The sequence below is a fragment of the Polaromonas sp. UBA4122 genome (assembly GCA_002381615.1).
Lineage (GTDB): Bacteria > Pseudomonadota > Gammaproteobacteria > Burkholderiales > Burkholderiaceae_C > Polaromonas.
On record DFWY01000130.1, the window covers coordinates 1 to 21258 of the forward strand.

A 21258-nucleotide genomic window follows, 5' to 3' on the forward strand; every position below is an offset into this window, starting at 1 on the left:
CGACAATACCGCGCGCAAGCAGGTCGAAGCAGAGCAGAAGAAGCTCGATCAGCTTCTGCGCGACCAACAGTTCTACACCCGCTCGCTCATTGAGTCCAATATCGACGCGATGATTACTTCTGATCCGTCCGGCGTCATTACTGATGGCAACAAGCAGATGGAGGCGCTGACCGGGTGTACGCGTGACGAATTGATCGGCGCGCCGTTCAGGAGTTTCTTCACCGATCCCCAGCGAGCCGATGCCGCCATCAAGTTGGTGCTGAGTGAAAAAAAGGTGACCGACTACGAACTCACTGCCCGCGGCAAGGATGGTAAGGAAACGGTGGTGTCCTTCAATGCGAACGCCTTCTACGACCGCAACAGGAGGCTGCAAGGCGTGTACGCCGCTGCGCGCGACGTCACCGAGCGCAAGCGCCTGGATCAGGTGTTGCAGGATAAGAACGTCGAGCTGGAGCGCGCCAGGGCGGTGGCGGAAAAAGCCAACCGCGCCAAATCGGAGTTCCTGTCCAGCATGAGCCACGAGTTGCGCTCCCCGCTCAATGCGATCCTCGGTTTTGCCCAACTCATGGAGTCGGGCTCACCGCTGCCAACCCCCACCCAAAAGGGCAGCATCGACCAGATTCTCCATGCGGGCTGGTATCTGCTGGAATTGATTAACGAAATCCTTGATCTCGCGTTGATCGAGTCTGGCAAGCTGTCGCTGTCGATGGAACCCACCTCGCTGCCAGAAGTGCTGCTCGAATGCCAAGCCATGATCGAACCGCAGGCACAAAAAAGAGACCTGCGCATGAGCTTTCCTCAGTTTGATGGCCCTTGCTTTATCCAGGCCGACCGGACCCGGGTGAAGCAGGTGCTCGTCAATCTGCTTTCCAACGCGATCAAATACAACCGCGCGGGCGGAACGATCGAGGTGAGGTGCCGTGCAATCACGGCGCAGCGCATACGCATCAGTGTGCAGGACAGCGGCGAAGGCTTGTCCCCAGAAAAACTGGCACAGTTGTTCCAGCTGTTCAATCGTCTCGGACAAGAGTCCAGCGCCGAGGAAGGCACCGGTATCGGTCTGGTGGTGAGCAAGCGGCTGGTCGAGTTGATGGAGGGTGAGATCGGCGCGCAAAGCACGGTTGGGGTGGGCAGTGTGTTCTGGATCGATCTGAATTTGGCGAGCGCACCACAACTTGCCGTCAGTGCGAACGAACCGCTTGCGCTGCCTCACGCGCCGGTTCAGCCTGGTGCAGCGCTGCGCACCCTGCTGTATGTAGAAGACAACCGGGCCAACTTGGAGCTGGTTGCGCAACTGATCGCGCGTCGTTCCGACATGCGCTTGTTGAGTGCGGGGGATGGCATGCGCGGCATCACGCTGGCGCGCATCCATCAGCCGGACGTGATCCTGATGGACATCAATCTGCCTGGCATCAGCGGCATCCAGGCACTGAAAATCCTGCGGGAAGATCCGGTCACGGCGCACATCCCGGTGCTGGCACTCAGCGCCAATGCCATGCCAAGCGATATCGAGAAAGGCTTGGAGGCCGGATTCTTCCGTTATCTCACCAAGCCGATCAAACTCGATGAGTTCATGGAGGCATTGGACACAGGGCTGGAATTTGCGCAAGCAGGATCAGAAGACGCAGTTCTGCCATGATTCCCATGAGGGTGAGTGCCGTCGATAGTCTGGATGCCAATGCGGTTGACGCTGGCGCAGTTGAAGTAAGCATGTCCTCGTGAAACTTAAGTTTCAGTGAAAATGAAAGAAAGAAAGAAAATGTTATGGTAAGCACCATCGATATTCTTAATGCCAGTATTTTGATCGTTGACGATCAGGAAGCCAACGTGCAGTTGCTGGAACAAATGTTGCGGGGCACCGGCTATCAGTGCCTGTCATCGACGATGGATCCGTTTGCCGTCTGCGCGCTGCATCGCGCCAACCACTATGATCTGATCCTGCTCGATTTGCAGATGCCCGGCATGGACGGTTTTCAGGTGATGGAAGGCCTGAAGGAAATTGACCCCGATGGCTATGTACCGATCCTCGTGATCACGGCGCAGCCGGGCCACAAGCTGCGGGCGCTGGCCTCCGGCGCGAAGGATTTCGTCGCCAAACCGTTTGATCTGGTCGAAGTCAAGACGCGCATCCACAACATGCTGGAAGTGCGGCTGCTGTACAAACAGCTCGCGGACTACAACAAGATTCTGGAACAAACGGTACAGGAACGGACAGCCAAGCTGCGCGAGAGTGAAGCCCGCTTTCGCAGCCTGACAGAGCTGGCATCAGACTGGTACTGGGAGCAGAACGTGACCGGGGACTTCACCACCGTGTCTGGCCCGGTTCTGGAGATTCTGGGAATCCGGGTGACCGCGTTTTTTGGTGACCAGACCGATGAAGAGATAACCGGCTGGAATGAGACGGAACGAGAAATGCTTCAGGCAAAGATTGCAGGCCGGCAACCGTTCCTTGATTTTCCGTTCAGCCGCGTCAACACCGACGGCTCGGTACAGCAGTTTCGGGTGAGCGGAGAGCCAATGTTTGACAACGCCTGCCGCTTCATTGGCTTTCGCGGCATCGGCGTGGAAACCACCGCCAAGGCATAACACGCAAAGGAAAGCAGTCACGCAGCGTTCAGTAATGTCATTACTCGTTTCACCTCCCCACAGCCCGAGGCAGAATCATCTGCTGGCGGCCCTGCCGACGGCGCAATTCGAGCCCCTGGTTGCGCATCTGGAATTGGTTCCACTGCTTCTCGGTGATATTCTTTACGAGCCTGGGGGACAGTTGCTGCACGCCTACTTCCCCACCACCGCCATCGTGTCACTGCACTACGTCATGGCATCAGGCGCGACGGCCGAAGCCGCAGGCGTGGGCAATGAAGGCGTGGTCGGCGTTTCATTGTTCCTGGGGGGAGACACCACGCCCAGCACGGCCGTGGTGCAGACCGCAGGCTACGCCTATCGGATGGATCGCCGCCTGCTGGCGCAGGAATTCAATTGCGGTGGTTTGATGCAGCGTTTGTTGCTGCGCTATACCCAAGCGCTCCTGACTCAGATGATGCAGAACGCCGCCTGCAATCGGCATCATGTAGTGGAGCAGCAGCTCTGCCGCTGGCTGCTCATGACCCTTGATAGAGTCGGCTCACGCGAGTTGATCGTGACGCAGGAACAGGTCGCCAGCATGCTCGGTGTGCGCCGGGAAGGCGTGACCGAGGCCGCCGGAAAACTGCAGCTTGCCGGCCTTATCAGTTACCGGCGTGGCCACATTACGGTGCTTGATCGGGTAGGACTTGAGACCAAAGCGTGCGAATGCTACGCCGTGGTTAAAGAGGAATTGAATCGCCTGCTGTGCGATGTGCGCTACGGTCAAGGCACTTCTACCGTCATCCGATAATCGCCTCCGGCTAACGGACTTTTTGCCTTCATTTTTTTTGCGAATGCTGCAAGGCACAAGGACAAGCCAATCGCCGAAGACATTGAGCCACGGTTTAGAAGAAACGGTAGGTCGTTCTGTGAGCATGCTTAGTCTTACTGTGTCACAAAATATGGCATGCTATGAGCATCATTGATCCTGGTGCTCGATCACCGTCTGCGCTTGCATCTCAATCCGAAGTGGATCCCCCTGGATTGTGCATGACGCCGCGCCAAGTTCACGAATTGCCAGCAGCTTTGACATGGCATATACCGAACGATGAACAGGGTCCCCATGACGAGGTCAGGTATCACTCGATTCCACAAGGTCTTTGGGTTGTTGAGTTGCGCCCTTGATATCCAAGTGGATGCAGCGAAAGCGCCGACTTCTGTCGCGGCCAGACACCGAAGCTTGCTATCAATCGGATGGGCCACGTCACCGAGAACCAGTGGTCCAATCATTGCACGCGAAATTCCAGGGTGGGGGCGCTCTATTACCGCGATCGCATGCTCAGTGCTGTTGTCGCCGACCTTATATTGACCATCCAAAGGCAATTGTTTCGATTGAAAAATGTCCAACGATGCCGCTCGGGAGCCCCAAGTCAAAGATAAATCGGCCGGGGGGCAAAAGTCAACCGGCGACAACACTCTGTGGTTTCTACCCTCATTTGCCGTCACTGCTCAGGGGGACTATAGGGGGACGTAGAGGTTGACTTTATTTCTAGAATAAAAGTATTCTCAATGAAAACGCTCAAAATAAAGTTACCCGCAGGTACTGCGCCATCAGCGGCGTGTGTTTTCCGGTCTCGGCGGCGGGGGGCAGATCGGCGATATCGGGGGGGGGGCTGGAAGGTTCACTGGGGTTTCAGGCAGTGGCGGTAAAAGGCTGAATACACGGGTGAACTCAGGGTGGCGGAGTGGGAAGTCAGGATGACCGGGAAAATAATAGCACTTGCCAGGAGGCCCGCCGCGGCGACCGTCCAGAAATTTCTGACGCCGGACATCCGTGGGCGCGCGGTACAGGGGAAATGCCACAGATCGGCTTGAACCGGGTCAATTCACCGTAAGTTGTCGCGCCCCGAAGTAAAATCGTCTAGCTGAAGCCTGAATCGAAAAATAACAATGCCATAGGTCGATGCCGCAAGTTTGCGGCAGGTTCGCCCCCTCAACGAAGGACACCCAATGACCGAGCAGAGTTCGCCGATCACCTCATCTTCTACAGCGCTGAGCGAGTGCGATGTATTAGTGATTGGCGGTGGCCCGGCGGGCTCCACGGTAGGGGCGCTGCTGGCGCAACGGGGTCACAAGGTCGTGGTCCTTGAAAAAGAACATCATCCGCGCTTTCACATTGGCGAGTCGCTGCTGCCGGCCAACTTGCCGCTGTTTGAAAAACTCGGGGTGGCGGATGCCGTCAAGGCCATCGGCATCGAGAAATGGGGTGCCGAATTTGTTTCGCCCTGGCATGACAGTAAGAGCCAGACCTTCAAGTTCGGCGATGCCTGGGACAAATCCATGCCGTTTTCCTACCAGGTGCGGCGCTCCGAGTTTGACGAAATCCTGATCCGCAATGCCGCCAGGCTGGGCGCCGAAGTCATTGAAGGCTGCAGGGTTAAGGGCGTGGCTTTTGCGACCGACCACAGCGGCGCCACCGTTCATGCGCAGCACGAAGATGGCAGCATCCAGCAATGGCGCGCCCGCTTTGTAGTGGACGCTTCGGGCCGCGACACTTTGCTAGGCAAGCAGTTCGACGTCAAGCGCCGCAACGCCAAGCACAACAGCTCGGCGCTGTACGCCCACTTCACGGGTGTCACCCGGCATGCGGGCCAGGACGAAGGCAACATCACTATTTTCTGGTTTGAGCACGGCTGGTTCTGGCTAATTCCGCTGGCTGACGGTGCCACCAGCATCGGTGCCGTGGTCTGGCCGTATTATTTGAAGAGCCGGACCAAACCGGTCAAGGATTTTTTCCTCGACACGATTGCCATGTGCCCGGCGCTGACCGAGAGGCTTGCCCATGCAACGCTGTTGTCAGATGTGGAAGCCACCGGCAATTTCGCGTACGCCTGCGAGCGCACGCACGGTCCCAACTACCTGCTCATTGGCGATGCCTTCTCCTTCATTGACCCGGTGTTTTCGTCGGGCGTCATGCTGGCCATGCAGGGCGGCTTTGTCGGGGCTGAGACGGTTGATACCTGCTTGCGTGAACCGGCCAAAGCCGCGTCGGCGCTGGCGCATTTTGACCAGCAGGTGCGGCTGGGCCCCAAAGAGTTTTCGTGGTTTATTTATCGGGTGACAAACCCGGCCATGCGCGACATGTTCATGGGGCCGAGCAATGTGTGGCGAGTGAAGGAAGCGCTGCTGTCGATGCTGGCCGGCGATATCTTTGGAAAAACACCGATCTGGCGTTCGCTCGCGGCGCTCAAGGCCATTTTCTACATTGCATCAGCCTGGAACTTCAAACGCTCGTGGCAGGCCATGCGCCTGCGCAAGGCCAACATTCGCGTCGTTGAGGACGCTGGGTCGTCTGCGCGTTAACAGGCCGCCACACGCACTGACTTTATTTATGGAAAACAAGTCGACTACCGTCCTGAACGAGCACCTTACGCGGCACGCCGGTCGCGGGGCCCTGCATGAAACCGTCAGGCTGTGCCTGGGCTTCATGCTGTTGGGCGTGATCTGCCTCGCCGTCTCGCTGCTGGCCTTTCCGATGTTCGCGATTTTGCCGCGGGTGCTGAGCAAGCGGATCGGCCGCAAGCTCATCGCCAGGACGTTCCGGGCTTATTTGCGCCTGCTGGTTTTGCTGGGGGCCTGTCGGTTCGACCTGGCAGAACTCGATGCGCTGCGCGATGGTCCGGCCATGATCATCGCGCCCAACCATCCGTCGTTGCTCGATGCCGTCATGATTTTGTCGCGGCTGCCCGATGCGGTCTGCATCATGAAGGCTGATATCGTCAACAGCGTCTTTTTCGGCGCGGGCGCCCGGCTGGCGGGCTACATCTGCAACACGCCGCTGCGCACCATGGTGCAATTGGCCGTTGCTGATTTGCGCCAGGGCAGCCATTTACTGCTCTTTCCCGAGGGCACCCGCACCACCCGGTTTCCTGTCGGTTCGATGCAGGGGACGGCCGGACTGATTGCCAAACATGCTGGTGTGCCGGTACAGACGGTCTTTATTGAAACCAATTCGGGTTTTCTTGGCAAAGGCTGGTCGATACTGTGGACGCCGAAAATGCCCATCACCTACCGAATCCGGCTCGGCAAGCGGTTTGATCCGCCCCGGCATACCGCGCACTTTGCCAGCGAGCTCGAGCAGTACTTCCAGTCCGAGCTGGCGCATGCGCAGTTACCCGACTTTCCCGTCTCGGCGCCGCTGGCCTGACTGGGGCTTGTCTTCTTTTTTCTCCCGCCCAGGTTTCATGCCGATGAATGTTTTCTTATCCAGCGTGTCCCGCACGCATCTTGTCCTGATTCCCAGCTACAACCCCGGCCCCAAGGTTTATGAAACGGTGCGTTCGGCACGCGCGCAGTGGACGCCGGTCTGGGTGGTGGTGGATGGCAGTACCGATGCCAGCGCCGAAGGCCTGCAGGCCATGGCGGCGCAGGATGAAGGCTTGCGTGTTCTCGTGCTGCCGCACAACGTTGGCAAGGGCGCGGCCGTGCTGCACGGGCTTGATATGGCCGCGGCGCAAGGCTTCACGCATGTGCTGACCATGGACTCCGATGGCCAGCACCCGGCCCAGCTGATTCCCGACTTCATGGCTGCTTCGGCCGAGCAACCCGCGGCCATGGTGCTGGGTGTGCCGGTGTTCGCTGCCGATGCGCCCCGCCTGCGTGTCAACGGCCGCAAGGTATCCAACTGGTGGGCCAATCTGGAAACGCTCTGGGCGGGGATTGGCGATTCGCTGTTCGGCTTTCGCGTCTACCCGATTGAGCCGCTGCGGCGCGTCATGCATGGGCAGCGCTGGATGCGCCGTTTTGACTTTGACCCAGAGGCCGTGGTGCGCATGTGCTGGAGCGGCGTCAAGCCGGTCAATCTGCCCGCGACGGTGCGCTACTTTCGCGCCGATGAAGGCGGTGTCTCGCATTTCAACTACTTGCGCGACAACCTCTTGCTGACCTGGATGCACTCGCGGCTTTTTCTCGGATTTGTGTTGCGCTTACCCGTTTTGCTGGTAAGACGTGAGCGGGGACGATTTTAAGTCCGTGATGTTCCTATTTGACCTCTCGCTGAGTTGCGGCAGAGTGAAAAAACACTGCTTCGGTTTTATGGGCGGCGATGTAAACGGCTGCCGTCACGGATTTTGAGAGCAATTTAGTTAGGCTGAGCAGGGGCGGCCTTGATCGCTTGATATTCTGAAAATATGCCGACTTCAAGATGCCTCTCAACTTGCGTCAGCCGCGCCGCACTGAGTGTTGCCAGGACTTGTTCGGGGGGTACACAGGCTTCTATGCTGTCCCAGAAATAGCGCCACAGCGTCGCGTTATCTTTTTGCCTGGAAACGAATCGTGTCAGCAACGGTATCACTCCGCGCATATAGTTTTTAAGCAGCCACCGCCAAAAACGGTTTTGCGGCCGGGTAATTTCAAGTAAGCATAAACGGCCACCGGGCTTCAAAACCCGTTCAAACTCTGCAAACGCTACGCTCAGATCGCTGATATGGCGCAGCGCATAGCCCATGCTCAAAAAATCAAAATGATTGTCGGGAAAAGGCAATGATTCAGCCCGACCTTCCACCAACACCATGGTCTTGGGCAGCTTGCTGGCAGCCATCATGCCAGGGCTGGGGTCGACCCCGGTGACCAGGGCGGGATTGCCGGCCAGAATACAGGCTTGCGCTGCAACCAGCCCGGTTCCCACGCCCACATCGAGTACTTTCATGCCCGCTTTCAAACCGCCGCGAATGAGCGCCTGGCGCCGATAACGGGAACCCGATCCCCATGCCAGCATCGACTCGATACGGTCGTAATCCGCTGCGGTATTGTCAAAAATCTTGCGTAAATATGCTTGCCGATCCTGCTCGGTCTGGTAGTAATCGGTTAGCGGGATATGTGGTGCATGCACGGGAGGGATAGGTTTAGGGGTATTCATATTGATATTTACCGTTAAATCATGCCGCCGTTGATGGAAATGATCTGTCCACTGATGTAAGCCGCGCGCTCAGAGGCCAGAAAACTGACAAGGTCCGCCACTTCCTCGGGCCTGCCGGCGCGCTTCATCGGAACCAGTTGGGCAACGGTCGCCGCATCAAAGGTGTCCTGGCTCATGGGTGTCGTGATGATGCCGGGCGCCACTGCATTGACGGTGATGCCGCGGCTGGCCACCTCCAGCGCCAGCGACTTGGTAGCGGAATGCAACGCGCCTTTGGCTGCAGAGTAATTCACCTGGCCGCGGTTGCCGGCCACGGCGGCCACCGACGTGATGTTGATGATGCGACCCCAACGCGTGCGGATCATCGGCATCATCAAAGGCTGGGTGACGTTGAAAAAGCCATGCAGCGACACGTCAATCACACGATGCCACTGCTCGGCACGCATACCGGGGAACACCGCGTCGTCATGGATGCCGGCATTATTGACCAGAATCTGGATGGGGGTGTGTTCCAGCACCGGCTTGAGTGCTTCAGTCACCGCCGCAGGGTCAGTCACGTCAAACACCAGCACCTGCGCGCTGCCGCCTTGCGCGCTGATGTCATCAGCCAGCGCCTGCGCAGTGTCAACCCCGCGATGGGCGTGAATCCATACGTGGCAACCATCCGCAGCCAGGCGCCGACAAATGGCGGCACCGATACCACCGCTGCCGCCAGTGACCAGGGCATGTTTCATGGTGTGTCTCCTGAATGTAGTACGGTGGCGATACTGTCGGCGTTCACGACCACGGCAGCACGGCCATCGATCAGCAGGCGCCCGGCTGCGTGGAGACTGAACTGATACAGAATATGGTCGTCGCTGCTGCTGATGCACACTGCTTCAATGTCGAGATCGGCGCCGATGTTGTCCAGCCGCGGCACGTGTAAGGTAGTGCCGCGCACGCTTACAAGGAAGCCTGCACGCGGGCGAGTGCTGTCAGTGGGCGCCAGTAATGCACCGTGTACGGCCATGGCTTGCGCTGCATATTCAATCCCGCAGGCGGCGCCGAGCTGCTCGCGTGAACGCAGTGGGTTATCTGCGTTGCGGTGGCTGCTGGCGCGACACTGGATATGCTGACTATCCCAATGCACCACGTTATCCAGCAAGCACATGTTGCCCTGATGCGGGATATGGCCGGCGATCCAGGCGTGGTCTAGCACGGGGTAATGTCTACTGCGAGACGCGCGCTGTCGAGATAATCCAGCACCACATGGGCCGCTTGGCGTTGCGCAATGCGACGCAGCAAGGGTAAGCTGCGCGCCGCGGGAATCGCCACGCGCAAGGATTCCAGTTCGGCCTCGTCAAGTTGCTCTGCGGCTGCATCGGTCAGGCTGACGCTGATTTTCGCCAACGCCTGAGCACTGCGCTGGGGTGCCAGCACCAGGGCCGCGCCAAACGCGTCCGGAATGGGGCGGGCGCTATGCATCGGCTCGGGATAAGGGGTGTCGTATGCCAGTAACAGGCTACGGCTGTTGTCAACGATGACCTGGGTCAGTGCCTCCAGCAAGCCGGCGCCGAAGCTCGCGTCAAACGCGCACAACACCGACGATGCGGTCATCGCGCCAGTGGCGATGCTCCAGTAACCCGCCGCTGCGTTGTGTACCGAATTGTGGAAGCGGGTAGGAGATATCTGGCGATCGTCGGAGGCCAGCATCTGGCAAATTTCGTGGCAGTTATAGCCATCGCTGCTGGATGCGGAAAATACGCTGGGCAGTTGGGTCGCATCCAGCCCGGCTGCTGCCACGGCTTCCAGTCCGATGGCCAGCGTGAGCTTGACGATGCCGCTGCTGCGCCGACGTTCTGCCGCAGGCAGGCTTAGCGGAGGCGACAATAGCGTCGGACAGGTCTGATAGGGATGTTGCCCGGTGAGTAGGGCCAGGCTGCTTGGCCAGTCGTTGAAACCAGGTCCTAACAGACCGATGCCTTCAATGTAGGCGGTGAGTGTAGGCATGTTAATTGACCCGCCCCTTGCCTCGTCCCAGCACCAGGCTGCAGTTGGTTCCGCCAAAGCCAAACGAGTTGCTGAGCACATACGAAACTGGCTGTTCACGATTATCCAGCAGGTAATTGAGGGGTAGCGCCGGGTCAAGCTGCTGCATATTCAAGCCACCCGGCAGCAGACCGTGTTGCAGTGCCAGCGCGCAGATCACCGCTTCCATGCTGCCTGCTGCACCCAGCGTGTGTCCGGTAGCGCCTTTGGTGGAGCTGCATGGCGTGTTCGATCCGAACAGCGCTGCTACTGCCTTGGCCTCGGCTGCATCGTTGCTTTGCGTGGCGGTGCCATGCAGGTTGATGTAATCAATATCGGTCGCGCCGAGATTGGCCATTTTCAGCGCATCCTGCATCGCCATGCGCGCGCCGAGGCCGTCAGGGTGGGGGGAGGACATGTGATAGGCATCGCTGGATTCGCCCACCCCCAGGAGTAGCACGGCATTCTCATCCAATTGCCCCGGCACGCGTTCCAGCAGGGCGAATGCCGCCGCCTCACCGATGGAAATGCCGTCGCGTGCAGCGTCGAACGGGCGGCATGCCTGCGTGGAAAGCAGGCCAAGGGAATTGAAGCCATACAAGGTAGTCAGACACAGCGAATCGACGCCGCCCACCACCGCCGCGTCTATCAGCCCAGCCGCTATCATGCGGCGCGCTGAACCAAATACCTTGGCGCTGGACGAACACGCCGATGACACCACGACGGCCGGACCGGTCAGGTCAAAATAATGACGCGTGAAATCCGCGACAGAGAACGTGTTGTGCGTGGCGCCGTAAATAAAATCGGCGGGGAGTGCACCGCTCGAAGGGTCGCGCCGACGGTAAGCCAGCTCGGTTTGCAGAATGCCGGAGGTGCTGGTGCCGATAAATACGCCAACGCGTTGCGCGCCGTATTTTTGGGTGGCAGCGGCTACGGCATCGGCAAAGCCGTCCTGCATCAAGCCCAGCAACGCGAGCCGGTTGTTACGGCAATCAAAGCCAGCCAGTTGCTTGGGAAGCTGCACCGCATCGACATCCGCGACCTCACCCACAAAAGTTGCCAGATCTACCGTATCAAACGCGCACGGCCTTAACCCGCTGCGTTGCTGGCGCAGCGCGGCGAAGGTCTGTTCGAGGCCGCGACCGATGGCGCTGGTCGCGGTGAAATGGGAGAGCCAGAGCGAGTTCAGAGAAACACGAGCCGATCTAAATGAAATGACATATTAGCAAATTCATGGGGTCAGGTTGGATTAAATAATGGGGTGACGGACTTTACCGGCTAGCTCTGTATGCGCGCGTTGTCGCAATGACAGGTAGGCACCCAGTACCCCGAGCGAAAGACCGGCCAATACATCCATCGCCACATGCTGGCGTGTGGCCAGCGTGGAATAGGTGATGCCGATACACCACATGCCGTTGAAGATGAGTATCCATGGCGGTCCGCCAAAGCGACGCAGCAAGTGATGTAACCAGATACCAGAGAAAATGGCAGTGGCCACATGAAGTGACGGGCAGGCATTGCCTGAAGCATCCATGTTTTTCAGGAAGTCCACGCCAGGATACAGAGCCCAGTCAATATCGGCTGCGGGGACTGACGTGGGCCAGAAGTAGAAGATGACCAGCCCTGCAAGGCAGGTTCCGGCCATGGCCATGCCATAGCCATAGAGTTCGCGCCGCGTCGCCAGTAATGCCGGAGGCAAGGAAACATAGACCCACAATGAGATATACAGCGGCATGGCCAATGGCTGAAAGCCGACCAGCCGATCCAGCAGGGTGAAAGGCATCACCGTGGTCGGATAGGCTGGATCTTTGAGCAAATAGAAGTAAGCACCGAAAAACAGGCTGATGAAAAGCGGCGTTCCGATACTTTTAAGAATCACATGCTGGGGTATGACCGCTGCAGCTTGTCGGTACCAAGGCGTCTGTTGACTACTTTCGTTCAAGGCTTGTTCTCCATGGAGAGGCTGCAATATTGACACGAGTCAAGCAAACCAATTTTACGAAACACCACGGCTGGAGACAGGCAGTGGTCATGAAAGGGCGTGACGCAGGGTAACAAAACGCAGGCCGGCGGTCGCTGCGGACTCCAGCATGGCGGGCAACACATCGAGAATGACCGGGTGACCGTCGGGCGTGCGCGCAGCATTGCCATCGTGCACCAGTAAAATGGCACCCGCTCGCAGGCCACGCAATAATTTGTCTTTGACGCGCCCGGCATCGCCGATTCGGGTGTCGAAACCGCGTGTCGACCAACTGGCAAGTCTTAGCCCGAGTCGAGCAAGCACCGGGTCGAGAAAGGGATTGCGCAAGCCGGCTGGCGCGCGAAAGAACAAGGGACGCTGGCCGGTAATCGTGGTGAGCGTTTCTTGTGCGGCTTGTAATTCACGCGTCAAGCGGCGCGTGCCCATCAGTGAAAAATGATGGCGATGATGCTGGCTGTGGTTTTCCACGGCATGGCCGCGGCCCACGATTTCGCGGCACAAATCCGGGTAGTGTGCGGCTTTTTCGCCGATGCAGAAAAAGGTGGCCTGGGCAGCATAACGATCAAGCACATCCAGCACCTGCGGGGTGACGAGGGGATCGGGGCCGTCATCGATGGTCAGGGCGATTTCATTTCTGGCCATGGCGGCGGCGGGTAGCCGTGTCCAGTTCGGGCCCAGCCAGTGGCTGCGTGGCCACAGGCCGATGGCGGCAATCAGTAGGTGGTTGACTACCACGGCGCCCAGCGCCCAGCGCCATTGCGCGGGTTCAGCGATCACTGCCACCAAGGCCAGCACATGCAGCACGATGGTTGCGCGGATCAATGGCGTCGGTTGCCAGCGTGAACTAGGCATTGGACTGCCTGGCGAAAACCGCTGAATAAATCAGCGCCAGGATGACGCCCGGTGCCACGGTGACACCCATTGCCTGCAATATTGACACGTTGGAAAACGCAAGCAGGCCAAAACCCGCGACGGTGGTGAGGTTGGCAAACAACATCGAGGCCAGCGTGCGCGGCGAGATGGGCGTGCGCGGATCGGATCGATCAAAAAACAGGGCGTAATTGGAGCCCACCGCGACCACCAACAGCAGGCCCACCAAATGCAGAATAATCAGTTGCTGGCCAAACAGGGCCAATCCTGCCGTGACGGTAATGACCGCGGCTGCCAGCGGCGCGATGATGCGCAGCACGCGCAGGGACGAGCGGAAAACCAACAGCAGCAGTCCGATGATGGCGACGAGCCCGCCTAGCGACAACAGGGTGACTTCATGCAGATAGCCCGAATACAGGCGATCGGATTCGGCTTTCATGTCCACAAACAGCACATTCGGCAAACCCGTGCTGCTCAACGCAGCCCGAATTCGGTTTGCGTTGATGCTGACACCCTCCGGCGCGGTAAGCGGCAACAAGGCCGTCCAATGGCGGTCTTGCTGGATGAGCAAGGCCTCTACCGCCATGGCCATTGAGGTCTGCGCAAGATCGGCCGTCTGCAGCAAGGGCTGGCTGCGGGCAGCCGCAACATCGCCAAGAAACGGCGCAAACAGTTGCGCGCGCACCGGCAAGCCCTGAACAGCTTGTGCAAGGCGCGCTTCCAACAGGGCGGGAGGGGGCAAGCTGGCCTGGCGTGCGCGCTGCGTCGCAGTGCTGGGCAGGTAACGGCTGGGGCTTTCAAATCCGGCGAGCGCACCTTGATCGACTTGCGTTTGCAGCAGCGTGGAAACTTGCTCGGAGGAGTGCAATACTGATTCCCGGCTGGTGCCGGATACCACCACCAGATAACGCACATCTGGTGCGCCCATGTCGGCGCGCAGACTCGCATCCAGCGCCACATCGGCCTGCGATACCGGGCTTAGCGAGGATATCTTGTCATTCAACAAGCTGGAGCGGTTTTCGGCGAGGACGACGCAGGCCACCAGCAACAGTATCGCGGCTGGCCAGCGCAGTGCCGCGGCACGCTGTGCCAGACGGGCTAGCACGCGGCCGATAGCCGCTACATCATGGATGCGAAACTTCGTCGGCAGCAGATGAGGCAGGACGAAACGGGTCACTGTGGCAGCAGCTACCAGCCCGGCAATCGCATACAGGCCGAGTTGCGCCAGACCCGGAAAGCCGGACAGCAGCAGCGAAGCAAAGCCGAATATCGAGGTCAGCACACCGAGCCGGATGGTGGGCCAGAAGCGCTTGATCCAGTTCTGCTGGTCTGAACCACCCTGTTCGGATTGCACAAACAGATAGATTGAATAATCCACCGCCTCGCCGATCAGCGCGGTGCCAAATCCCAGGGTGATACCGTGCACTGCCCCAAAGCCCAGACTGACTGCCGCGATGCCTGCCAGCGCGCCGCTGATGACGGGCAAAAAACCCAACGCCAGTGCGGTAAAGGAGCGATAAACCATTAATAACAGCGCAGCAATGAATACGACGCTGATGATGGACAGGCGACTGACCTGACTTTTGATGGTGTCGCGTGACGTCACCGAAAACACACCAGGGCCGGTCATCAGCAGTCTGGCGGCAGGGGTTGCGCGGGGTGCCGTGTCAAACGCTTGCCGGATGGCGGCCATGGCGTGTTGCTGGGCATCGGTATCGGAACCCGCAGCGCGCGTTTGCATCAGCATCAAGGCGCGCGCGCCGTCGCGTGATGCCCAGGCGCCATCCACCAACTGCGGGTGGGTGCCGCTGTTGAGTTGGTCAAGCAATTGCACCATTTCACCGGTCGGGTCGCGTGGCAGCATAGACTTGACCAGCAGCCCGGCAGGCGAGGCGAGCAGGTCGATACTGTCGCTCAAGGCTGCATGCAGTCCGTCTACGCTGAAGCGTGCAGGCGTCACTGCAGGGCTCAACAGGTAACGATTGTTGAACAGGAAAGTACGGTCGCGCTCGGTGTTAACGGGCTCGCCATTGTTGACTGTGACAAAAGCAGGATCGGCGCGCAGACGCTGGGCGATTTGTTTGGAAAGCCGGGCACGGGTGGGCGCATCGGCGCCTTCAACACCCACCAGAATAAGGCGCGAGGCCAGACCGTCACGTAGTTGATCCATAAGCAGTTGCTGCTCAGGCGTGGGGTTGCGCGGTAAAAATGCCGACAGGTCAGTAGTGAAGTGAGTGCGGCTGATAATGGCACTGCAGGCCAGCAAAAACGCCAGCCACAGCGCGATAGCGATGATGCCAAGGCGGCGACGGCGAGTGTGAGTCATCACGGCGTCGCCAATTTTTCGATGGTCATCAACGAGCTGTCACCATCGGCCTGGGTAATTTCGATGCTGTGCACTTGGTCGTGCACACCGGCGATGCGAATGCGCTGTATCACTGCCTGCATTTTTTCATCCAGCGGCAGCAGTTGCAGGGTCCAGTGTTCGGCCGTGCCCTCCAGGCTCAGTCGGTAGTTGCGTTCCAGTGCCTTGCGGTCGCCCGCCAGCGTGCCGCGAATGCTGTCGATGAAAGCAGCCAACTCCGGGTAAGCCTGCAATTGCAGGTGATATTTTTGGCGGCCGCGTTCGATGGACAGCTCGCCGCCATTCACCACCATGGATTCAGGTTTGGGCTTGAGCGTGCGTTTTTCGAGCCGGTCCGGCGCAGTGTAGAGTAGCTCCCCCGACGACTCGACGGGCTTGTCGAGCAAGGCAATATATTTTGTGTCGACAAAGGTGGCGCGGCCGGACTTGTTTTGTGCCAGCGAATCCATCAGTTGCTGGAGGTCCCAGGCGGCGAAGGCTGCCGGGCTCAGCGTGGCAAGCGCCAGGCCCACTGCCAGCGTGCATGCCAGGCTTTGCAGGAGGTCGCCCGGCGTGCGTGCCCGAGTGATCGCAAGTGTTGAGGAGTGAACAGAGAACGTCATGTGATGTCTGCGGAATGTCTGGGCTGGCGGGACACGGGGGCTTGCCAGAAATCAAAAAAATTGAACCAGTTGTAGGGCGCCCTGTAGCAGTATTGTTCCATCAGCTCAGCATAGCGCGTCATGGCAGCCTGCACCGCCAGCGCGCGGCCGCGCGGCGCCAGCGCTGAAAAATCGGCGAGGGTTTCAAAGTGAATGTCGTAACGGTTGCCACCGCGGTACAGCCCGGTCATGAACAGGACCGGGCGTTTCAGGATCGCGGCCATCCTGAACGGACCCAGCGGCAACTCGGCCGGATCGCCCAGAAAATCAAGTGGACGGGTGTCGTCGTTACCCAGCGAGCGGTCGCCCAGCATGCCGACGACGGTACCCTGGGCCAGCAGCTCATGGACCTGGATCATCGAGTCGATATGGCCGAGTGCAATGATGTCCTGCTGCGCATTCGGGTTGATGGCGCTTAGCGCCGCGTTGAGCTTGCGCGCATTTTCTTCGTACATTACCATCGCCACGCGTAGGCCGGGCTGCTTGCGGCCGATGGCCCGAAGCACTTCGAAACTTCCCATGTGTGCGCCGATCAGGAACACGCCTTGGCCATCGGCCACGATATTGTCTATGAGATCCTTGTTGTGAACCCGAATATCGAACAACTCGAAGTGCTCGTTGACCAGATAGACACGATCGTGGATCACCGACGCGAAACTCAGGAAATGCCGGAACAGATGCCGCCAGCCGACCGCCGCGGGCGATCGCAGTTTGAGCACGCGCCGCAAATAACTGCGCGACATGCGGCGCGCTGCCGGTGCAAACGCCAGGAAGTATGCCGCGATTCCGTAAAGGACGACGCGGCCTGCGCCTCGTCCCAGCCTCAGCGAAATCCACGTCATCACGCGCAACATGAACATGCTGCTGCGCTCGGGGCGCTGCTTCCATTCAGCACTTCCTGACGGCGCGGCGTTGCGATCTTTTTTCATGGCACCGGCGGCAACACCAGCGTGCCCGTGGCTACTTTGCGGCTGCCGCTTGAAATGTCGAAGCGCGTGCTGCCCGAGGCGGAGGTTGTGTAGGAAATGGTCAGCGTCTCGCCCGGACCGACCGGGCTGAGGAATTTGGCGGAGCTGATCTGGCAGATATTCTTGATGCCGTCCCGGTCTCCTGATGTCGAGGCGCGCCGTGTTTGCATCACGGTGTATACAGCGGCGTCGAGCAACACCACTCCCGGCACAATGGGCGCGCCCGGAAAATGGCCTGCAAAAGCCGGGTGGTCTGGCGCAATCAGGAGCGTGGTCTCACCGCGCATGGGGTGCGCCTTTGCGCTGGTGCTCGTGCGCCAGCGCCAGCAGCGTGCCGCGTGGCAATTTGCCGGTGCTGTTGCGAGGCAGCACATCCAGCAGCACCAGCGGTCTCGGGATGAAAATGGCGTCAATACGTTCCCGCAGGGCCGCCAGCAGAATGGATACCTTCATGCCGGGTGCTACCGCAAAGGCCATCAGGCGGGTCACCTTGTCGCTATCGTCATCGTCGGGCATGAAAAACGCGCCGTCGATCACGCCCGGCACGGCATTGAGCTGGTGGTTCAGGTAGTCGAGCGAGCTGCGTTTACCCGCAATGTTGATGAGATCGGCGGTGCGGCCATGCAGAAGAAAACGCTCGGCAGTCACCAGCTCGAGCTCGTCTGCCATGGGTATGGTCTGCTCGATATGCCCGCCCGAGGCCCACACGCGCCCCTGCGCGGCGCTGAGCGTGACCTCTGGAAAAAGCGTCCACTCGGCGGTTTTGGTCGTGCGGCGGGAGGCGATCTGGCCGGTCTCGGTAGAGCCGTAGATTTCCAGCAGCGGCGCCTGCAGGCGGGCCTCGGCCGCCAGGGCCAGCTGGGGCGGCATGGGCGCCGTTGCCGACAGCACAAGATCGGGCAAGGGAATGTCCAGGCCCGACGCAAGCAGTACCTTTAAGTGAACTGGCGTGGTGACCAGCATGCAGGGGCGCGCCGCAGCTGCCAGTGCCGAGCAGATGTCGGCCGGGTAAAACGGCCGCGCTGCGCTCATCGCGGCACCGCTTTGCAGCGCGATCAGCATGGTGGACTCAAAGCCATACATGTGCTGCGGCGGCACCGTGGCCACAATGCTGTGGCGTCGCCCGTCCAGCAAGCCGAGCCGGGCGGCTTCGGCGCGCACGCTGCTAACCAGTCCACCCCAGCTTTTACGGTGCGCAATGGGTGCGCCGGTCGAGCCGGAGGTAAACACAATGGCCGCCGTCCGTGATGCGGGAATCTCCGGAATGTCACTGGTGTCGGTTTGTGCCCCAGCCTGGGTCGGCGCGCGATCTGTCACCGCGTCAGCCCATGCGCATTGCGGTAAATCGATGGACTGCGGCTGGTCCGTCAGACAAAACACGTCAGGCGCAAAGCTCTTGATCTGGCGCACCATCTCCGGCGTGAGCGTGGGCGGAAGCAGACTGATCTTGTCGGCCAGCAAGGCTGCGGCCATGCCGACGGCAAACCGGTAGCGGTCGCCGCAGGCGTTGAGGATATGCCGGCCCGCAGGCAATGCCGCGGCGAGCTGCCTGACGTCAGCCAGAAAATGCGCCACGGTGATGGGCTTGCCATGGCTGTAGGCCAGGACGTCTTTAGCATGGGGATGCGTGAGAAGTGGGAAGGTGGTCATGGCAGGCGCGCAGTGCTCTCTGAAGACGCTTGCCGGTAGGCACGGATTGCATCCAGCGGTCCGGCCCGGTCCGCGGCCGGCAGCACGTAGCATCGCACGGCATATTCACCAACGAACATCAGCACCAGCAGAGGAATACCCAGGAGGTTGGCAAATGCAGACCAGAGGGCTATGGGTGCGAGCCAGAACAGCAGCAGCGAAAGCCCTGCGGTGCCCCCGAAATAAAAGGTCCATGCCCAAGTGGCAGACCGCGTGTAACGAATGAGCGCAGGCGAGAGGCCGCCATGCACGATGCGGGCAAAGCGCGAAACCATCGGTGTCTGGCCGCCCTGCAGGGTTCGGCCGAAGGCCCCGCAGAGCAGTGCATACATGCCTGCATGCTGCAGCAAAAAGACCCAGATGTAATGTGCGACCAGCCAGCCGCTGAACCCGTAGAAAACGGCGCATGCCGCCAAGCATAGGGCCAGCATGAGCACGCGCTGCGGCGATCGCCAGGCCATCACAAAGGCCACGCCGACCAGCGGAACGATGGCGACCAGGGCGTCGAGCAGATCGGGCGCAGCCGACGCGGCGGCCAGATAGGAGAGCACCGAGTAAGCCAGGCCCAGCGCGATGACAGCCGTCCAGCGACAGGCCTGTTTTAAGCGTGTCGTCAGCTCGGCTTTCACTGGGTTCGCTGAGCGGCGATGTGGTCGCTCAGGCTGCGCAGCGAATGAAAGATGGCGTGGTTGTCCTCCTGGTCGGCGCGCAGCTGCAGGCCGTAGCGCTTGGAGACCACGAGCGCGATTTCAAGAATATCGATGGAGTCCAGACCCAGTCCGTCGCCATACAGTGCTTCGTCAGCTTGCACGTCGGCCGCGGCAACTTCCAGATTCAAAGCGCTCACCACCAGCTCAGCAACTTCAAGCAGCAGGGCGGCATCAGCCGGTGAGGAAGAGGCTTGTGTGCGCAGTTCGGGCATAGAAAATGAGGAATAGGGTTGGGATTGCAGATTGACAGGGCCAGCGCAAGTGCGCCGGAGGTTCTCATGGAACCCGTGATTTTAGCTGAAGCGGCTCAAGGACTGGCCATGGACCGGGGGCTTTACCCGCCAGCGCAAGGCTAGAACGGTGCGTCTTGCGTACCGGTATTGCGGGCAATCGGCGTCTTGACTTTCTTGGCCGTCAGCGTGGGCTTGTCCGCGGGCGGGGCGGCGCTTGCGGTCTCGTTGGCCGCCGCGTCTTCCAGCAGGGTCTGGCGTACCGTCGCCTTGTCGCCCGCACCTGCGAATTTGCTGTATTTGCCCAGCGTGGCCACCAACTGGCCATAAATGCGCGGGTTTCCGGCCACGCATTCGCCGTGGTCCATGAAGTCGGCCTCGCCGGTGAAGTTGCCAATCAGGCCACCGGCTTCGGTTACCAGCAGCGAGCCGGCCGCGACATCCCAGGGCTGGAGGCCTGTTTCGAAAAAGCCGTCGCTGTAGCCCGTCGCCACATAGGCCAGGTCGAGTGCCGCCGCGCCGGGGCGGCGCACGCCGGCGCACTGGCTCATGACTTCGCCGAGCATGTTGAGGTAGGGCTTGAGCTTGTCACCGGGGCGGTAGGGAAAGCCGGTGGAAATCAGGCATTCCTGCAAGCGGGTGCGCTTGGCCACGCGCAGGCGGCGGTCGTTCACGTAGGCGCCGCGGCCTTTGCTGGCGCTGTAAATGTCGTTGCGGGTGGGGTCGTACACCACGGCCTGCTCAATCTTGCCGCGCACGGACAGCGCAATGCTGACACAGTAAAACGGAAAGCCGTGGATGAAGTTGGTGGTGCCGTCCAGCGGGTCGATGATCCACACGAATTCGGAGTCTTTGGCGCCATGCTCGGAACCTGATTCCTCGGCCAGTATGCCGTGGCCGGGGTAGGCGGTGAGCAGGTTCTCGATGATCGCGGCTTCAGCGGCCTGGTCGACTTCCGTAACGAAGTCGTTGGTCTGCTTGACCGAAACGCGGACCGCTTCGACATCAAGCGCGGCGCGGTTGATGATGGCGCCGGCGGCGCGCGCAGCCTTGATGGCCACGTTGAGCATGGGGTGTAGATTGCTGGACATAAAAGGTAAGAAAGAGCGGGCAGGAGCTGCGGCCCGGTAACCGGATGCAGGCGACAATAGCGCATTTTACCGGCTTCGCCCTGAATCGATCCGAAATCGCCCTGAAACTTGGTTTGTCGCCACGGCTCGGACCCCCATTTACCCATGAAAACCCGTTTTGTCCTGATCAACACCAGCCACCCCGGCAATGTGGGCGCCACCGCACGCGCCATGAAAGTCATGGG

19 protein-coding genes and 2 pseudogenes are annotated in these 21258 nt (G+C 59.9%); 7 read left to right on the forward strand and 14 right to left on the reverse strand.

Going from position 1 to position 21258, the window contains the following annotated elements; genetic code table 11:
- The 6 genes from B3F77_RS15745 to B3F77_RS15770 form a co-directional block, all read left to right on the forward strand.
- Positions 1–1639 (forward strand): ATP-binding protein (locus B3F77_RS15745; RefSeq protein WP_293605860.1); only part of this gene is annotated, 1639 nt, incomplete at its 5' end.
- A gap of 125 nt (positions 1640–1764) precedes the next feature.
- Complete coding sequence (locus tag B3F77_RS15750; RefSeq protein ID WP_293605861.1) at positions 1765–2586, forward strand: response regulator; 822 nt, start codon at positions 1765–1767, stop codon at positions 2584–2586.
- 34 nt (positions 2587–2620) lie between these two features.
- Complete coding sequence (locus tag B3F77_RS15755; protein WP_293605862.1) at positions 2621–3376, forward strand: Crp/Fnr family transcriptional regulator; 756 nt, start codon at positions 2621–2623, stop codon at positions 3374–3376.
- A 1199-nt stretch (positions 3377–4575) separates the two neighbouring features.
- The gene (locus tag B3F77_RS15760; RefSeq protein WP_293605863.1) at positions 4576–5928 is read left to right on the forward strand and encodes an NAD(P)/FAD-dependent oxidoreductase; all 1353 of its coding nucleotides are present in this window, start codon (positions 4576–4578) and stop codon (positions 5926–5928) included.
- A 28-nt stretch (positions 5929–5956) separates the two neighbouring features.
- Entirely contained in the window at positions 5957–6772 is an 816-nt protein-coding gene (locus tag B3F77_RS15765; protein ID WP_293605864.1) for a lysophospholipid acyltransferase family protein, read from the forward strand.
- Positions 6773–6815: 43 nt separating this feature from the next.
- Positions 6816–7592 (forward strand): glycosyltransferase family 2 protein, encoded by a 777-nt coding sequence (locus B3F77_RS15770; protein ID WP_293605865.1) that lies wholly within the window; start codon positions 6816–6818, stop codon positions 7590–7592.
- Positions 7593–7705: 113 nt separating this feature from the next.
- Here the strand turns inward: B3F77_RS15770 and B3F77_RS15775 are convergent, their stop codons facing one another.
- The 14 genes and pseudogenes from B3F77_RS15775 to B3F77_RS15845 form a co-directional block, all read right to left on the reverse strand.
- Positions 7706–8482, reverse strand: coding sequence for a class I SAM-dependent methyltransferase (locus tag B3F77_RS15775; protein ID WP_293605866.1), 777 nt, complete (start codon positions 8480–8482; stop codon positions 7706–7708).
- A 14-nt stretch (positions 8483–8496) separates the two neighbouring features.
- The gene (fabG, locus tag B3F77_RS15780; RefSeq protein ID WP_293605867.1) at positions 8497–9216 is read right to left on the reverse strand and encodes a 3-oxoacyl-ACP reductase FabG; all 720 of its coding nucleotides are present in this window, start codon (positions 9214–9216) and stop codon (positions 8497–8499) included.
- Positions 9213–9632, reverse strand: a complete 420-nt coding sequence (locus tag B3F77_RS15785) for a 3-hydroxylacyl-ACP dehydratase (RefSeq protein WP_293605879.1) — start codon at positions 9630–9632, stop codon at positions 9213–9215. The genes fabG and B3F77_RS15785 overlap by 4 nt, the downstream gene beginning before the upstream one ends.
- Before the next feature lie 41 nt (positions 9633–9673).
- Positions 9674–10471, reverse strand: coding sequence for a beta-ketoacyl synthase chain length factor (locus tag B3F77_RS15790; RefSeq protein WP_293605868.1), 798 nt, complete (start codon positions 10469–10471; stop codon positions 9674–9676).
- Position 10472: 1 nt separating this feature from the next.
- Complete coding sequence (locus B3F77_RS15795) at positions 10473–11678, reverse strand: beta-ketoacyl-[acyl-carrier-protein] synthase family protein (protein ID WP_293605880.1); 1206 nt, start codon at positions 11676–11678, stop codon at positions 10473–10475.
- Between the two features lie 60 nt (positions 11679–11738).
- Entirely contained in the window at positions 11739–12467 is a 729-nt protein-coding gene (locus B3F77_RS15800) for a phosphatase PAP2 family protein (RefSeq protein WP_293605869.1), read from the reverse strand.
- A 51-nt stretch (positions 12468–12518) separates the two neighbouring features.
- Complete coding sequence (locus B3F77_RS15805) at positions 12519–13322, reverse strand: polysaccharide deacetylase family protein (RefSeq protein WP_293605870.1); 804 nt, start codon at positions 13320–13322, stop codon at positions 12519–12521.
- Positions 13315–15666 (reverse strand): MMPL family transporter, encoded by a 2352-nt coding sequence (locus B3F77_RS15810; RefSeq protein WP_293605871.1) that lies wholly within the window; start codon positions 15664–15666, stop codon positions 13315–13317. Before B3F77_RS15810 ends, B3F77_RS15805 begins: the two co-directional genes overlap by 8 nt.
- Complete coding sequence (locus B3F77_RS15815; protein WP_293605872.1) at positions 15666–16307, reverse strand: LolA-related protein; 642 nt, start codon at positions 16305–16307, stop codon at positions 15666–15668. Before B3F77_RS15815 ends, B3F77_RS15810 begins: the two co-directional genes overlap by 1 nt.
- Entirely contained in the window at positions 16304–17275 is a 972-nt protein-coding gene (locus tag B3F77_RS15820) for an acyl-CoA synthetase (protein ID WP_293605873.1), read from the reverse strand. The genes B3F77_RS15815 and B3F77_RS15820 overlap by 4 nt, the downstream gene beginning before the upstream one ends.
- Positions 17272–18964, reverse strand: a pseudogene (locus B3F77_RS15830) (AMP-binding protein). The gene B3F77_RS15820 and the pseudogene B3F77_RS15830 overlap by 4 nt, the downstream one beginning before the upstream one ends.
- A complete protein-coding gene (locus B3F77_RS15835; RefSeq protein WP_293605876.1) occupies positions 18961–19632 on the reverse strand; it encodes a hypothetical protein in 672 nt (223 codons plus the stop codon). Before B3F77_RS15835 ends, B3F77_RS15830 begins: the two are co-directional and overlap by 4 nt.
- Entirely contained in the window at positions 19629–19925 is a 297-nt protein-coding gene (locus B3F77_RS15840; protein ID WP_293605877.1) for a phosphopantetheine-binding protein, read from the reverse strand. The genes B3F77_RS15835 and B3F77_RS15840 overlap by 4 nt, the downstream gene beginning before the upstream one ends.
- A 140-nt stretch (positions 19926–20065) precedes the next feature.
- Positions 20066–21034 carry an inositol monophosphatase family protein gene (locus B3F77_RS15845; protein ID WP_293605878.1) on the reverse strand — a complete coding sequence of 323 codons (969 nt, stop codon included), beginning with the start codon at positions 21032–21034 and terminating at the stop codon, positions 20066–20068.
- A 144-nt stretch (positions 21035–21178) separates the two neighbouring features.
- On the opposite strand from B3F77_RS15845, the pseudogene B3F77_RS21045 reads away from it, so the two are divergent.
- A pseudogene (locus tag B3F77_RS21045) lies at positions 21179–21258 on the forward strand (RNA methyltransferase); the annotation flags it as partial.

Excerpts from the sequence above, each read along its gene's own strand:
- B3F77_RS15770 (WP_293605865.1), top strand. The coding sequence starts at position 6,816 with ATGAATGTTTTCTTATCCAGCGTGTCCCGCACGCATCTTGTCCTGATT.
- fabG (WP_293605867.1), bottom strand. The coding sequence starts at position 9,216 with ATGAAACATGCCCTGGTCACTGGCGGCAGCGGTGGTATCGGTGCCGCC.
- B3F77_RS15845 (WP_293605878.1), bottom strand. The coding sequence starts at position 21,034 with ATGTCCAGCAATCTACACCCCATGCTCAACGTGGCCATCAAGGCTGCG.
- B3F77_RS15815 (WP_293605872.1), bottom strand. The coding sequence starts at position 16,307 with ATGACGTTCTCTGTTCACTCCTCAACACTTGCGATCACTCGGGCACGC.
- B3F77_RS15790 (WP_293605868.1), bottom strand. The coding sequence starts at position 10,471 with ATGCCTACACTCACCGCCTACATTGAAGGCATCGGTCTGTTAGGACCT.
- B3F77_RS15750 (WP_293605861.1), top strand. The coding sequence starts at position 1,765 with ATGGTAAGCACCATCGATATTCTTAATGCCAGTATTTTGATCGTTGAC.
- B3F77_RS15755 (WP_293605862.1), top strand. The coding sequence starts at position 2,621 with ATGTCATTACTCGTTTCACCTCCCCACAGCCCGAGGCAGAATCATCTG.
- B3F77_RS15810 (WP_293605871.1), bottom strand. The coding sequence starts at position 15,666 with ATGACTCACACTCGCCGTCGCCGCCTTGGCATCATCGCTATCGCGCTG.
- B3F77_RS15820 (WP_293605873.1), bottom strand. The coding sequence starts at position 17,275 with ATGAAAAAAGATCGCAACGCCGCGCCGTCAGGAAGTGCTGAATGGAAG.
- B3F77_RS15805 (WP_293605870.1), bottom strand. The coding sequence starts at position 13,322 with ATGCCTAGTTCACGCTGGCAACCGACGCCATTGATCCGCGCAACCATC.
- B3F77_RS15765 (WP_293605864.1), top strand. The coding sequence starts at position 5,957 with ATGGAAAACAAGTCGACTACCGTCCTGAACGAGCACCTTACGCGGCAC.
- B3F77_RS15760 (WP_293605863.1), top strand. The coding sequence starts at position 4,576 with ATGACCGAGCAGAGTTCGCCGATCACCTCATCTTCTACAGCGCTGAGC.
- B3F77_RS15775 (WP_293605866.1), bottom strand. The coding sequence starts at position 8,482 with ATGAATACCCCTAAACCTATCCCTCCCGTGCATGCACCACATATCCCG.
- B3F77_RS15785 (WP_293605879.1), bottom strand. The coding sequence starts at position 9,632 with ATGTGCTTGCTGGATAACGTGGTGCATTGGGATAGTCAGCATATCCAG.
- B3F77_RS15840 (WP_293605877.1), bottom strand. The coding sequence starts at position 19,925 with ATGCCCGAACTGCGCACACAAGCCTCTTCCTCACCGGCTGATGCCGCC.